The sequence below is a fragment of the Pseudochelatococcus sp. B33 genome (assembly GCF_053570585.1).
Genome location: NZ_JBSEFH010000006.1, coordinates 40853 through 54218 on the forward strand (window position 1 = coordinate 40853; position 13366 = coordinate 54218).

The 13366-nt window shown below is 68.0% G+C and carries 12 protein-coding genes; 9 read left to right on the plus strand and 3 right to left on the minus strand.

Features of this window, described 5'->3' with window-relative positions; genetic code table 11:
• The first annotated feature begins 62 nt into the window (after positions 1 to 62).
• The 8 genes from ACUSIJ_RS07955 to recQ all read left to right on the plus strand — a co-directional run bounded on the left by ACUSIJ_RS07955 (position 63) and on the right by recQ (position 10774).
• Positions 63 to 1073 (plus strand): polyprenyl synthetase family protein, encoded by a 1011-nt coding sequence (locus ACUSIJ_RS07955; protein WP_449307841.1) that lies wholly within the window; start codon positions 63 to 65, stop codon positions 1071 to 1073.
• A 72-nt stretch (positions 1074 to 1145) separates the two neighbouring features.
• Positions 1146 to 1949 carry a TSUP family transporter gene (locus tag ACUSIJ_RS07960; protein ID WP_449307842.1) on the plus strand — a complete coding sequence of 268 codons (804 nt, stop codon included), beginning with the start codon at positions 1146 to 1148 and terminating at the stop codon, positions 1947 to 1949.
• Between the two features lie 169 nt (positions 1950 to 2118).
• Entirely contained in the window at positions 2119 to 2385 is a 267-nt protein-coding gene (rpsT, locus tag ACUSIJ_RS07965) for a 30S ribosomal protein S20 (RefSeq protein WP_449307843.1), read from the plus strand.
• Between the two features lie 1459 nt (positions 2386 to 3844).
• Entirely contained in the window at positions 3845 to 5419 is a 1575-nt protein-coding gene (dnaA, locus tag ACUSIJ_RS07970) for a chromosomal replication initiator protein DnaA (protein WP_449307844.1), read from the plus strand.
• Positions 5420 to 5815: 396 nt separating this feature from the next.
• Positions 5816 to 6934: a DNA polymerase III subunit beta gene (gene dnaN, locus ACUSIJ_RS07975; RefSeq protein ID WP_449307845.1), complete on the plus strand. Its 1119-nt coding sequence runs from the start codon at positions 5816 to 5818 to the stop codon at positions 6932 to 6934.
• 30 nt (positions 6935 to 6964) lie between these two features.
• A complete protein-coding gene (gene recF / locus ACUSIJ_RS07980) occupies positions 6965 to 8110 on the plus strand; it encodes a DNA replication/repair protein RecF (protein WP_449307846.1) in 1146 nt (381 codons plus the stop codon).
• A gap of 154 nt (positions 8111 to 8264) precedes the next feature.
• Complete coding sequence (locus ACUSIJ_RS07985; protein ID WP_449307847.1) at positions 8265 to 8891, plus strand: LysE family translocator; 627 nt, start codon at positions 8265 to 8267, stop codon at positions 8889 to 8891.
• The gene (gene recQ, locus ACUSIJ_RS07990) at positions 8888 to 10774 is read left to right on the plus strand and encodes a DNA helicase RecQ (RefSeq protein ID WP_449307848.1); all 1887 of its coding nucleotides are present in this window, start codon (positions 8888 to 8890) and stop codon (positions 10772 to 10774) included. The genes ACUSIJ_RS07985 and recQ overlap by 4 nt, the downstream gene beginning before the upstream one ends.
• A 31-nt stretch (positions 10775 to 10805) precedes the next feature.
• Here recQ and ACUSIJ_RS07995 read toward each other — a convergent pair whose 3' ends face one another.
• Positions 10806 to 11264 carry a MarR family winged helix-turn-helix transcriptional regulator gene (locus tag ACUSIJ_RS07995; protein ID WP_449307849.1) on the minus strand — a complete coding sequence of 153 codons (459 nt, stop codon included), beginning with the start codon at positions 11262 to 11264 and terminating at the stop codon, positions 10806 to 10808.
• A gap of 71 nt (positions 11265 to 11335) precedes the next feature.
• Here ACUSIJ_RS07995 and ACUSIJ_RS08000 point away from each other — a divergent pair, with 71 nt between their 5' ends.
• Complete coding sequence (locus ACUSIJ_RS08000) at positions 11336 to 11788, plus strand: hypothetical protein (protein WP_449307850.1); 453 nt, start codon at positions 11336 to 11338, stop codon at positions 11786 to 11788.
• Between the two features lie 20 nt (positions 11789 to 11808).
• Here ACUSIJ_RS08000 and rdgB read toward each other — a convergent pair whose 3' ends face one another.
• Both rdgB and rph read right to left on the minus strand, forming a co-directional pair.
• Complete coding sequence (rdgB, locus tag ACUSIJ_RS08005; protein ID WP_449307851.1) at positions 11809 to 12417, minus strand: RdgB/HAM1 family non-canonical purine NTP pyrophosphatase; 609 nt, start codon at positions 12415 to 12417, stop codon at positions 11809 to 11811.
• Positions 12417 to 13130: a ribonuclease PH gene (gene rph / locus ACUSIJ_RS08010; RefSeq protein ID WP_449308034.1), complete on the minus strand. Its 714-nt coding sequence runs from the start codon at positions 13128 to 13130 to the stop codon at positions 12417 to 12419. Before rph ends, rdgB begins: the two co-directional genes overlap by 1 nt.
• Positions 13131 to 13366: the final 236 nt, after the last annotated feature.

Sequence of the window (13366 nt, forward strand, 5' to 3'; positions counted from 1 at the left end):
ACAGTCGGTCGCACGGGTGATGGCGTCCCGAGGGGCGAGCAACGGAGGTCGATATCGTGGTCATGACGGCGCCTCGCGCGGACGGACCGGCGAAAGCCGGCGGAATCGACGCCCTCGTCTCCCTCGTCGCCGACGACATGGAGCGGGTGAACAGCTTCATCCTCTCGCGCACGGGCTCCGACGTCGCGCTGATCCCCGAGGTCGCCAGTCACCTTATATCTTCCGGCGGCAAGCGGCTGCGGCCGATGCTCACCCTCGCCTTCGCCCAGCTGTCGGGCTACAGCGGCGATGGCAGCGTGCGGCTTGCGGCGAGCGTCGAGTTCATGCACACGGCGACGCTGCTGCACGACGACGTCGTGGACGAGAGCGACATGCGCCGGGGCAAGCTCGCGGCGCGCATGCTGTGGGGCAACGAGGCGAGCGTGCTCGTCGGCGATTTCCTGCTCGGCCAGGCGTTCAAGATGATGGTCGAGGTCGGCTCGCTCGCCGCGCTCGAGGTGCTCGCCAGCGCCGCCGCCGTCATCGCCGAGGGCGAGGTGTGGCAATTGTCGGCGGCCAAGGATCTCACCACCGACGAGGAGGCCTATCTCGGCGTCGTGCGGGCGAAGACGGCGGCGCTGTTCGCGGCCGCCGCCGAGGTCGGCCCCATCCTCGCCGGGCTCGGCGAGCGCGAGCGCCTGGCGGCGCGCACCTACGGCAACGCGCTCGGCATCGCCTTCCAGCTCGTGGACGACGCGCTCGATTACGGCGGCGCGGCGGAACTCCTCGGCAAGAACGTCGGCGACGATTTTCGCGAGGGCAAGATCACGCTGCCCATCGTGCTCGCCCTGCGCCAGGCCGATGACAGGGAGCGCGCGTTCTGGTCCCGCACGCTGGAGCGGGGCGAGATCACCGACGGCGATCTCGCGACCGCGATCGGCATTCTGCGCGCCCACGACACGCTGGAAGCGACCCTGCGGCGCGCCCGCCACTACGGCGACCACGCCGTCGACGCGCTGGAAGCCTTCCCCGACGGCGCCATGAAACGCGCGCTCGTCGACGCGGTGGCCTTCTGCATCGCCCGGGCCTACTGAACCGCTTCCCCTGCCCGCCATTGCCCCTTATCCGGCCCTTCATGCCGGCCCCTCATCCCGGAATCACACCAAGTGGACCTGCTCGGCGACGTACAACCGTTGACCGTCGCCGTGCTCGCGATCGTGGGCCTTCTCGCCGGCTTCATCGATTCGATCGCCGGCGGCGGCGGCCTGCTCACGGTGCCGGCGCTGCTGTCGTGCGGGCTCGATCCGCTGTCGGCGCTTGCCACCAACAAGCTGCAGGGCACCTTCGGTTCCTGCTCCGCCGTGGCGGCCTACGGGCGGGCGCGCCTGATCGACTGGCGCAAGGCGTGGCCGATGGCGGTCGCTGCCTTCGCCGGATCGGTGGGCGGTGCGGCGCTGATCGCCGTCCTGCCGACCGGGGTGCTGGCCACGGTCATGCCGGTGTTGCTGATTCTGGTGGCGATCTACTTCGCCGCAGCGCCGCGCATCAGCGCCGAGGCGCGGCCGGCGCGCGTCTCCACGCGCGTGTTCACGGCGACCGCCGTGGGCGTCGGCTTCTATGACGGCTGCTTCGGCCCGGGAACCGGCTCCTTCTTCATGATCGGCTTCGTCGTGCTGCTCGGTTTCCCGCTCATGCAGGCCACCGGCCATACCAAGCTGCTCAACTTCGCCAGCAATGCCGGCGGGCTGCTGTTCTTCTGGCTGACGGGCGGCGTGCATGTGCTCATCGGCCTGTCCATGGGGATCGGCCAGTACATCGGCGCGCAGCTCGGGGCGCGGGTCGCGCTGCGCCGCGGCGCCAGGATCATCCGGCCCCTGCTCGTCGTCGTGTGCTGCGCCATGGCGGTGCGGCTGCTGCTCGATCCGGCCAACCCGCTGCATGTCGTGACGGCGCGGCTGATAGGGCATTGACGAGCGGCCGGATAGGCACTATAAGCGCGCCTTCATAAGCGTTCCGCCCGGCGAGGATTCGCGCTTGCGGCTGCGCGGCAGAGATCTTAACCCGGTTTACAACCAAGCCGATGCCGATCGCGCGGTCCGTTTCCGTGTGGCGCGCAGGTCGGACTGACAAGAGGACACCATGGCAAATACTGCGTCCGCGAAGAAGGCGGTGCGTAAAATCGCTCTCAGGACTGCCATCAACAAGTCGCGCAAGAGCCGCGTGCGGACTTTCGTGCGCAAGGTGGAGACCGCCATCGGCACCGGCGACCACGCCACCGCGCTGGCTGCTCTGCGCCTGGCCGAGCCCGAGCTCATCCGCGCCGCGCAGAAGGGTGTGCTGCACAAGAACACTGCTTCCCGCAAGGTGTCCCGCTTGGCAAGCCGGGTGAAGGCGCTGCAGGCCTGATCCTTCTTCCCCGCGTTGCCAATTGTCCGAGCCCGGCCCACGGCCGGGCTTTTTCGTTGCCCCGTGCGCCCGACGCCGGAGCACCGAACGGGCGAGGCCGCGCGAGTCGCGCCTGCAGTCATTTCAAAAATGTATGCGGCCTTCTCTGTCCGGAATTACGACAATACATAGAGATAGATTGACATGACTTGACGTCGAATGACCGCTCCGCTTGCGCCCGGCGGCGCGCGAAACCCGAGACTTGACAACGACAAAAAGCTGAAAGCCGCTTTTCGCGTTCCGGGTCGATGCCGCTGTCGATTCTCGCAGTTTTCGCCCTCGGTGTTGCCCAAAATCGGCTTGACAAGGGGTTCCCGCGGGCTAGTCCAAGCCATCGGAATGGCCTCGCCGACCGCGCAGACAATCCATCGGCAAAACAAACTGTTAGGGGGCAAAGGTCTCACGCGGTCGCGAATCTGCCCCGCTCCGGGGGAAAAATCTGCGACTCCGGCGGGCAAAATGTGCAAAACAAAATATGCTGGCAAAAAAGATCCAATGAAAAATCACTCCGATTCAACAAGACGTTGTCGCGCGCGCCCGGCGGGGATCCCCGCCGCCGAATCGGCGGGCCTTGCGATTCATCGGCTCGCGCCGGTTTTGCACAGTTGCATACGACCGGAGAGTTGAAGTAAGGTTAGTTTGCCTTCGGGACAACTTTGCCTCTCCAAATCAGGAGGTTGGTAGCCAAAGCTTTCGCTCGCTCGGAAGTGGAGGCATTCGAATGATGAATAATCATTCGAATAGATCCAATCTACTGTGAAGGTTTATTCGGATGTATAACGTGCAGTGTATGCGTATTTGTGAGTGCGAGGTGCTTAGTAGTATAAATTAACATACAAACACTTGCGCATAGATGTGTCTAATACGCTACTGGTTCTGCATGTTCGCCTCATTCTCCACAGGCTGCAGATCTTATCAGCGGGCCCGGTTCGGTCTGCGGCCCCGGCTTATTGTCGTAACCTTCGGGGGCCGGCGGTGAGATAGGCAAGGCGTCCGGCACGCACTCCCGGTCCGGGAGAATGCGGCAGGCTCAGCGTAGGCGTTTGCGTGAAACCGTGTCTGGTGCGTGGCGATATCCCGCAAGGGCTGGTGCGCGGCGATGATTTTTGCTGCTCCGCACCTCGCGGGATGGGCGCAGCGATGTGGTATATATATTGTGGTCGGTGCGACCGACCGGCGGGAAGGCGACGGCCAGCGGGCCGATGCGGGGAAATCCTGGGCGCTTCACGTGCCCGGGTGGAATTTCGGGTACTTCGGGTGCCCGGTCGCGTATGATGCGCGACCGCGACGACAGGCGAAAGCCGGCTGCGTCCCGATCCCATGGGGGCTTAAGGACGCGGCACCATATAAATAGGCAAGACAATTGCGGCACGCCCGGCGGCAGCGGCGGGCCCACGACTAAAGGCGGAGCGTCGAGACCATGTTTAAAGCTGATGACAGCGCGAAATATGCCAAGGCCCACCAGAACGGCGACAACGCCGCCCCCTTCAGCGCTTTGGATGCTCTGTCATGTTCGGAGGGAGAGGACGCCGCCGAAGCCGAACACACACCCGAGGCGGCCTGGCCGCGCGTCAAGCGACGCCTGCGCGCCGAGCTCGGCGAGGACGTGTTCGCAAGCTGGTTCGGCAGGCTCGAGCTCGAATCCGTCAGCCGTCAGACCGCTCACATGACGGTCCCGACGCGCTTTCTGAAAAGCTGGATCGAATCGCATTACGCCGACCGGGTGCTGCAGCTCTACCGCGCCGAGTATCCGAAGCTCCTGCGCGTGACCATCGGCGTGCGCGACACCGTCGGGCGCGAGGGCGCCGCCGTTCCCGCGGCGCAGGCCCGCAACGTCGAGCCGCTGCGCCCGGCAGCCCCCGCTTCGGCCCAGCGCGGCCCGGCGCCGCAGCAGCCGGCCTCCCGCACCGCTCCCGCGCCGGCGGGCGCTGCAAGTCAGGCTGCGGCGACCGACCTCAGCGGCAATCCGCTCGACAGCCGCCTGACGTTCGAGAGCTTCATCATCGGCAGTTCGAACGCCCTCGCCCATGCGGCGGCGGAGCGGGTCGCGCGCCATACCGCGGGCCCTGCCCTCTACAACCCGCTCTATCTCCACGCCGGCGTCGGGCTCGGCAAGACGCACCTGCTGCAAGCCATCGCGCACGAGGCGCAGGTTCACGGCAAGCGCATCATCTACCTGACGGCCGACCGCTTCATGTACGGCTTCGTCGCGGCCCTGAAGGCGCAGACCGCGCTGGCGTTCAAGGAAAAGCTGCGCGGCATCGATCTTCTGATCATCGACGACGTGCAGTTCCTGCAGGGCAAGTCGATCCAGCAGGAATTCGGCCACACCATCAATGCGCTGATCGACGCCGGGCGCCAGATCGTCGTCGCCGCCGACAGGCCGCCGTCCGAGCTCGACGCGCTCGACGAGCGGGTATCCTCGCGGCTCGCCGGCGGGCTCGTCGTCGAGGTGAGCTCGCTCGACGAGGACCTGCGCGCGCGCATTCTCGCCGCGCGCATCGAGACGGTGCAGGCGGTCAATCCCACGTTCCAGGTGCCGCCGGCGGTCGTCTCCTACGTGGCGCGGGTCATCGCCACCAACGGGCGCGACCTCGATGGCGCCGTCAACCGCCTGCTGGCGCACACGACCCTGACCGGCACCATGCTGACGCTGGAGACGGCGGAGGTGGCCATCCGCGACCTCATCCGCACGCGCGAGCCGCGCCGGGTGAAGATCGAGGATATCCAGAAGCTTGTGGCGAGCCGCTACAACGTTTCGCGAGCGGATATCCTGTCCGAGCGGCGCACCGCCGCGGTGGTGAAGCCGCGTCAGATCGCCATGTATCTGTCCAAGATCCTGACGCTGCGCTCGTTGCCCGAGATCGGCCGCCGTTTCGGCGGACGCGATCACACCACGGTGCTGCATGCGGTGCGCAAGATCGAAAAGACCATCGCCGACGACGTGACGCTGAAGGAAGAGATCGAGCTTCTCAAGCGCATGCTGCAGGAGTGACGCTCGGCAATGACCGCCGGGACCGGCCGTCAAGAACAAAGCGGTCTGTATTATTGTTGTTGAGGTGTTTGTTCTGCAGCCCACTCCCGTTTCTATTGCCTTCCGCACCTCGCGCTCAATTTGATGACCAAGTTGAGCGGGAGTTGCTGTAGTGCTTGCCGGAACGGCGCTTCACCGCCGGGTGAGCCGGATATCTCCGGCGCGCCGGAAGTCTCGGGCGGAAGTCTCTGGAAAGCGTCGCACCGGGCCGTTTCGCCTCTTGCGTCCAGGCGCTGGAAACGCCATTGTTCCCTCCCCGCCCGCGCCGCTGGCGTCCTGGTAACGCACCCTGGTGCCGAGCCTTGTTGCCGCGCGGGACGGCGGGCAGTCCGGCGTGCAAGTTGAATGGAAGTGTCGATGAAGGTCACCGTCGAGCGGGCAGCGCTCCTCAAATCGCTCGGCCATGTCCACCGGGTCGTGGAACGGCGCAATACGATTCCAATCCTGTCGAATGTGCTGTTGCGCGCCGAGGGCGGTGCCCTGCTGCTGCGCGCGACCGATCTCGACCTCGAAGTTACCGAGACGCTCGCGGCCGATGTGGCGCAGGACGGCGCCACCACGGTGCCAGCCTATGTGATCTACGACATCATCCGCAAGCTGCCCGACGGGGCGCAGATCGCGCTCGAGAGCGCGCAGGAGGGGGCGCAGGTCGTCATCCGCGCCGGGCGCTCGCGCTTCACGCTGCAGACGCTGCCCGAGAGCGATTTCCCCGACCTTGCGGCCGACGAGCTGCCGCATGTGTTCGCCATCAATGCGGCGGAGCTCAAGAAGCTCATCGACAAGACGCAGTTCGCGATCTCCACCGAGGAGACCCGCTACTATCTGAACGGCATCTACTTTCATGCGTTCGACGCCGGCGGCACGCCGAAGCTGCGGGCGGTCGCCACCGACGGCCACCGCCTCGCCCGGGTCGAGACCGATGCGCCCGCCGGCGCCCGGGACATTCCCGGCGTGATCGTGCCGCGCAAGGCTGTCGCCGAGATCCAGAAGCTGCTCGACGGCATCGAGGGCGGTGTGCAGGTCGAGCTGTCGTCGAGCAAGATCCGCCTCACCGCCGGCACCGTGGTGCTGACCTCGAAACTGATCGACGGCACCTTTCCGGACTATCAGCGGGTCATCCCCCAGAACAACGACAAGCGCCTCGTCGTCGAGCGCGCCGAGTTCGCCACCGCCGTCGATCGCGTGTCGACCATCTCGTCCGAGCGCGGGCGGGCGGTGAAGCTGTCGCTGACGGACGGCCGGCTGACGCTCTCCGTCACCAATCCCGATTCGGGCAGCGCGACGGAGGAGATCGAGGTCGAGTACGACTCGGAGGCGCTCGATATCGGCTTCAATGCGCGCTACCTGCTCGACATCGCCGGCCAGCTCGACGGCGACACCGCGCTGCTGCTGCTGGCCGACCCCGGCTCCCCTACCCTCGTGCAGGACCGCGAGGGCGCGGATGCGCTCTACGTCCTGATGCCCATGCGTGTTTGATGAGACGCGCGTTTGAAGCGTGTTTGACGTGTGTCTGATGCCTCTCCCGCCCCGCGACGGGTCACGCGCCTGGCGCTGACCGACTTCCGCAGCTATGCCGCGCTCGATCTCGGGCTCGATGCGCCGATCGTCGCCTTCGTGGGCGAGAACGGTGCGGGCAAGACCAACCTGCTCGAGGCGCTGTCGCTGTTCACGCCGGGGCGGGGACTGCGCCGCGCGCCCTTCACCGAGATGGCGCGCACCGGCGGCAGCGGCGGTTTCGCCGTCGCCGTGACGCTTGATGCCGCGACCGGCGGCGCGCGGCTCGGTACCGGCCTCGACCCGGCCTCGGCTTCGCGAAGGTGCCGGATCGACGGCGCGCCTGTTTCCTCGCCTTCCGCCTTTGCCGAATATCTGCGCGTGGTGTGGCTGACGCCCGCCCTCGACGGCCTGTTCACCGGGCCGGCGGGCGACCGGCGCCGGTTCCTCGACCGCATGGTGCTCGCCATCGATCCCGCGCACGGCGCGCGCACCAACGCCTTCGAGCGCGCGCTCGCGTCGCGCAACCGCGTGCTCGATGAGGGGCCCGGCGATACGCGCTGGCTCGATTCGATCGAGCAGGAAGTGGCCGAACTCGGCGTCGCGGTCGCCGCCGCGCGGCTCGACGCGGTCGCGCGGCTGCAGGCGCTGATCGACGCCGGACACGACCGTGCCTCGCCCTTTCCCGCCGCCCGCAGCACGCTGGAGGGCGCGCTGGAGCGCGATCTCGCCACGCTTCCCGCCGTCGATGTCGAGGACCGCTTCCGCCGCCTGCTGCGCGAGAGCCGGGCGCGCGACCGCGCCGCAGGCAGGGCGCTCAACGGTCCGCAGACGAGCGATCTCGTCGTGCAGCATGCGGAAAAGGGCATCCCGGCCGCCCGCTGCTCCACCGGCGAGCAGAAGGCGCTGCTGATCGGCCTCGTGCTCGCCCACGCGCGGCTCGTGGCGGCGATGAGCGCCATCGCGCCCCTCGTCCTGCTCGACGAGGTCGCGGCGCATCTCGATCCGCGCCGCCGCGAGGCGCTGTTTTCGGCGCTCGGCGGCATCGGCAGCCAGATCTTCATGACCGGCGCCGACCCTGCGTTATTCACCAACCTGCCCGCCGCCGCGCTCACTTGCCTGGTGACACCGGGACACGCTATGCAGAGAGCGGTCTGATTTGGAGCCGCCCGATTGGCGGCAGCGCGTGGCGGCGCGCCAAGCCTTCCAGCCCCCTTAGAGCAATTTGCTCTATTTCTTTGTTTGTGCATCAAGTTCATCCAAAATCGGTACCCATTTTCTGGTTTGATGCAATAGCTTGCAGGAGTTGCCCGTGCCCGGCATCGACATCGCGGCCCTCGTCCTCTTCGCCGGCGCGCTCGCCATTGCGGCAGCCGTTCCGGGCCCTGCGGTCGCGGCCATCGTGGCGCGCGTGCTGGCGCGGGGTACGCGGGGGCTTGGCCCCTTCATCCTCGGCATCATCCTCAGCGACGTCATCTGGCTGACGCTGGCCGTCACCGGCCTTGCGGTGCTGGCGCAGACGTTCCACGGCGTGTTCGTGGTCATCAAATATCTCGGCGCGGCCTATCTGCTGTGGCTGGCGTGGCGGTTCTGGACCGCGCCCGCAGCCACCATCACCGCCGCGCCGCTCGACGTGCGCGAAGGCGGCCTGCCGGCCTTGTTCGGGGGGCTTTTCGTCGGCCTCGCCAATCCCAAGGCGATGATGTTCTACCTCGCGCTGCTGCCGGGCTTCATTCCGCTCAACGCCGTGACGCTCCTCACCTATGCCGAGCTCGCGGCCGTGACGTTCACCGTGCTGACGGTGATCTTTTCCGGCTACGTGATCGCCGCGGCGCGGGCGCGCCGCCTGCTGACGAGCCCGCGCTCCCTCGCCCTCCTCAACCGGGCGACGGCCGCGGTGATGGCGGGCGCCGCCGTCGCGGTGGCGTCGCGCTCATGAAGGTGGCCGGACTGGCAGGCGCGAATGCCGCGCCCCTCAAGCCGGTGCGCCCGGACGTCGCCAGGCGTGCGCGTTCGGTGTTGAAATCCGTCTTCGGCTACGACGACTTCCGCCCCGGGCAGGACGAGGTCATCGCCGCCGTGCTCAACGGCGAGGACGTCTTCGCGGTGATGCCGACCGGCAGCGGCAAGTCGATGTGCTACCAGTTGCCGGCCCTCACCGACGACGGCGGGCTGACCCTCGTCGTCTCGCCGCTTGTCGCGCTGATGCGCGATCAGGTCGGCCAGTTGCGCGCCCTGGGCGCGGCCGCCGCCACCATCAATTCCGCCAACGGCGACGACGAGAACCGCGATGCCTGGCGTGCCATGCGCCGGGGCGAGCTCAGGCTGCTGTTCGTCTCGCCGGAAAAGCTCGCCAGCGACAACCTGCTCGCGGCGCTGCGCGAATGCGGCATCCGCCGGCTCGCCATCGACGAGGCGCACTGCGTGTCGCAATGGGGGCACGACTTCCGGCCCGACTACCGCAACCTCAAGGCGGTGCGCGAAGGGCTCGGCTCGCCGCAGACCATCGCGCTCACCGCCACCGCCGACCGCGCCACCCGCGCCGACATCGTGCAGCAGCTCTTCCCGCGCGAGCCGCGCATCGTCGTGCACAGCTTCGACCGCCCCAACCTCGACCTGCGCTTCGCGGTGAAGGACCGCCCGGCGGCGCAGATCGCCGAATTCGTCGCCTCCCACGGCGGCGCCAGCGGCATCGTCTACGCGAGCGCGCGCAAGCGCACGGAGGAGCTTGCCGAAAGCCTCTCGCAGCGCGGCATCCGCGCGCTCGCCTATCACGCCGGGCTCGACCAGGCGGTGCGCGGCAAGCGGCAGGACCTTTTCCTGCAGGAGAACGACGTCGTCATGGTGGCCACCGTGGCTTTCGGCATGGGCATCAACAAGCCGGACGTGCGCTTCGTCGCGCATGCCGACATGCCCGGCACGGTCGAGGGCTATTATCAGGAGATCGGCCGCGCCGGCCGTGATGGCCTGCCAGCGTGGACGCTCACCCTCTACGGCGCCTCCGACATGGCGCTGCGACGGCGCCAGATCGACGAGAAGGACGTGGACGACGAGCGCCGGCGCATCGAGCACCGCAAGCTCAACGCCATGATCGAGCTGTGCGAGAGCGCCACCTGTCGCCGGCAGGCGCTGCTCGCCTATTTCGGCGAGGCGTCGGAACCCTGCGGCAGCTGCGACCTGTGCCGCGGCGGGGTGAGCCTCTACGATGCAACGATCGACGCGCAGAAGGTGCTCTCGGCCATCGCCCGCACCGGCCAGCGCTTCGGCGCCGCGCATATCGCCGACATCCTCACCGGCACGCTGAACGACGCGATCTCGCGCCTCGGCCACGACCGGCTGAAGACCTTCGGCGTCGGCAAGGACAAGTCGAAGCGCGCCTGGAGCACCGTCATCCGGCAGTTGTTCGCGGCCGGCGCGGTGGCCGAGACGGGCGACCAGTACAGCGGCTACCGGCTGACGGACAGGGGCGAGGACATCCTGTTCGGCCGCGAGCGGCTGACGCTGCGCACCGTCCCGGAGGAGCCGAAGCGCCGGCGCGAGAGCCCGCGCACGGAAGCCGCAAGCGACCTGACAGCCGAGGAGAACGCCCTGTTCCAGCATCTGCGCGCGGTGCGGCTGGAGCTCGCGCGGGCGGAGCAGGTCGCGGCCTATATCGTGTTCCCCGACCGCACGCTGATCGACATGGCACGCCTCAAGCCGACCGACCTCTATGCCATGCGCATGGTGCAGGGCGTCGGCGAGGCGAAGCTCGAGCGCTATGGCCAGATCTTCGCGGACGCGGTGGCGGCGTTCCTGCGCGAGCACGACGCCGGCGGCTCCTGACACGGCGGGCGGGCGAGGAAACGCACCGCCGTCATTCCGTTTTCGCATCGCCGTTGTCCGGCAGTGCGTCGAGCGCGGCGATGATCGTCCGCAGCGCCGCCAGATAGGCGTTGCGCTCCGCTTCGCCGAGATCGGCGAGCGCCGCCGCGTTGACGCTCGCGATCGCCTCGCGCACCGCCTGCACCTTCTCCATCGCCGCCGGGGTGAGCGAGATGAGGGCGCTGCGCCTGTCCTCGGGATCTGGCCGGCGCTCGATCAGGCCGTCCCGCTCCATCCTCGACAACGTCGCCGCCATCGTCGGCTGCTCGATGGCCGCCGCGCGCGCCAGCGCCTTCTGCGGCAGGGCCTCGCCGTTTCCCAAAGCGAAGAAGACCGGCAATTGCCCCGACGAAAGGCCGGCCGCCCTCAACTTGCGATCAATGGCCCTGGCGAACAGCCGGGCCGCCCAGTTGGTCATGTAACCGGCGGAAAGGGAACGATCGAAAGACATATAGCTTGCTATCAAGTTTCATTGCATGATATATAGTGTGCTATACAGAATGCGGTTGCAAGGAGCAATCCATGAAGATCCGACCGATACTGCGCGTTATCCACATTGCCGCAGGGGTGGCGGCCTTCTTTTTCATCCTGCGCTTTCTCGGACAGACGGCGTGGGCGGAATTCGGCGGCCAGGCCGGCGAGATCGCGGCGGCGAAGGGCTGGATCGTCTCCCGCCTGCCCGCGCTCATCGCCGCGCTGGCCGTCGTCGGCGCAACGGGCTTCCTTCTCGCCGGCCGTCAGCCGAGGGGCCTTGCGGCGGCCAAGCTGCGGCGCATGCAGGTCATCGCGCCGAACGGGCTGCTGATACTGATGCCGGCCGCGCTGTTCCTGAACTGGAAAGCCGGCGCCCATGCCTTCGATACGGCTTTCGTCGCCGTGCAATCCGTCGAGATCGCGGCCGGTCTCGTCAACCTCGCGCTCGTCGGGCTGAATATCCGCGACGGGTTGCGAATGCGGGGGCGCTTGCCGGCCTGATGCCGCTAGCCGAGGAAAGGCTAGCCCAGCAGAGCCTGCTTCAGCTTCGCGAAGGCCCGCGCCCGGTGCGACAGGCCGTGCTTCTCCTCCGCCGTCATCTCGCCGAAGGTGACGGCGCGGCCGTCCGGCCGGAAGATCGGATCGTAGCCGAACCCCCTGTCGCCGCGCGGCGGGAACACCAGCGTGCCGAACACGCGGCCCTCGAACAGCTCCTCGTGCCCGTCCGGCCATGCGACGACCAGCGCCGACACGAAATGCGCCCGCCGGGCCACGTCATCGAGGGCGCCGCGCGCCGCCAGTTCCCGTTCGACGCGCGCCATCGCGCCGGCGAAGTCCTTGCCCGGGCCGCCCCAGCGGGCCGAAAAAATGCCGGGCGCGCCGTCCAGCGCGTCGACGCACAGGCCCGAATCGTCGGCGAACGCCGGCAGGCCGCAGGCCTGCGCCGCCGCATGCGCCTTCAGCGCTGCATTCTCGGCGAAGGTGGTGCCGGTCTCCTCCGGCTCCGGCAGATCGAGCTCGCCCGCCGATACCGCCTCCACCGCATGGGGCGCGAGCAGCTCGCGCAGCTCCCTGAGCTTGCCGGGGTTGTGCGAGGCGACCACGAGCCGCCCTTCGAGCTTGCGCGCCATCACGCCACCGCCAGTTTCTGCAGGTCGACGAGCCGCGACGTCCCCGCCCGCGCGAGCGCCAGCAGCCGCAGCAGTTCCTCTTCCGAGAAGGGCGCGCCCTCGGCGGTGCCCTGCACCTCGATGATGCCCCCCGCTCCCGTCAGCACGAAATTGGCGTCGGTCTCGGCGGACGAATCCTCGGCATAGTCGAGGTCGAGCACCGGCGTGCCCTGATAGATGCCGCACGATACGGCGGCGACGTGGTCCTTGAGCGCCTTCTTCGACAACATGGCGCGCGCCTGCATCCACGCGAGGCAATCGTGCAGCGCCACCCATGCGCCGGTGATGGCGGCCGTGCGCGTGCCGCCGTCGGCCTGCAGCACGTCGCAATCGATGACGATCTGGCGCTCGCCGATGGCGGCGAGGTCGACGACGGCGCGCAGGCTGCGCCCGATCAGGCGCTGGATCTCCTGCGTGCGGCCGGAGGGCTTGCCGGACGTGACCTCGCGGCGGGTGCGCTCAAGCGTGGCGCGCGGCAGCATGGCGTATTCGGCGGTGACCCATCCCCGCCCCTGCCCACGCAGCCACGGCGGCGGGCGGTCCTCCAGCGAGGCGGTGCACAGCACATGGGTCTCGCCGAACCGCACGAGGCAGGAGCCCTCGGCATAGCGCGCGACGGCGCGCTCCAGCGTGACATTGCGCAGCTCGTCGGGCGCGCGCTTCGAGGGACGGATGGTGCTCACGGTCTGGTCCTTGGCATGATGATCGACACTGCCGGGGCTTGTAGCACTTCGCGCGCCGGCGGCAAATGTCGACCGTCGCCGGCGCCGAGGAATCAAACTGCGCGCGAAATCAAACTGCGCGCGACGCAGCCCGCGCGTCGCACCCGCCCGGCGGCCGATGCGCGGCGAGCGGCCGATCGCCCAGTCAATCGCACGTTACGATTCCGCCTGAAATTTTCACAGATAAT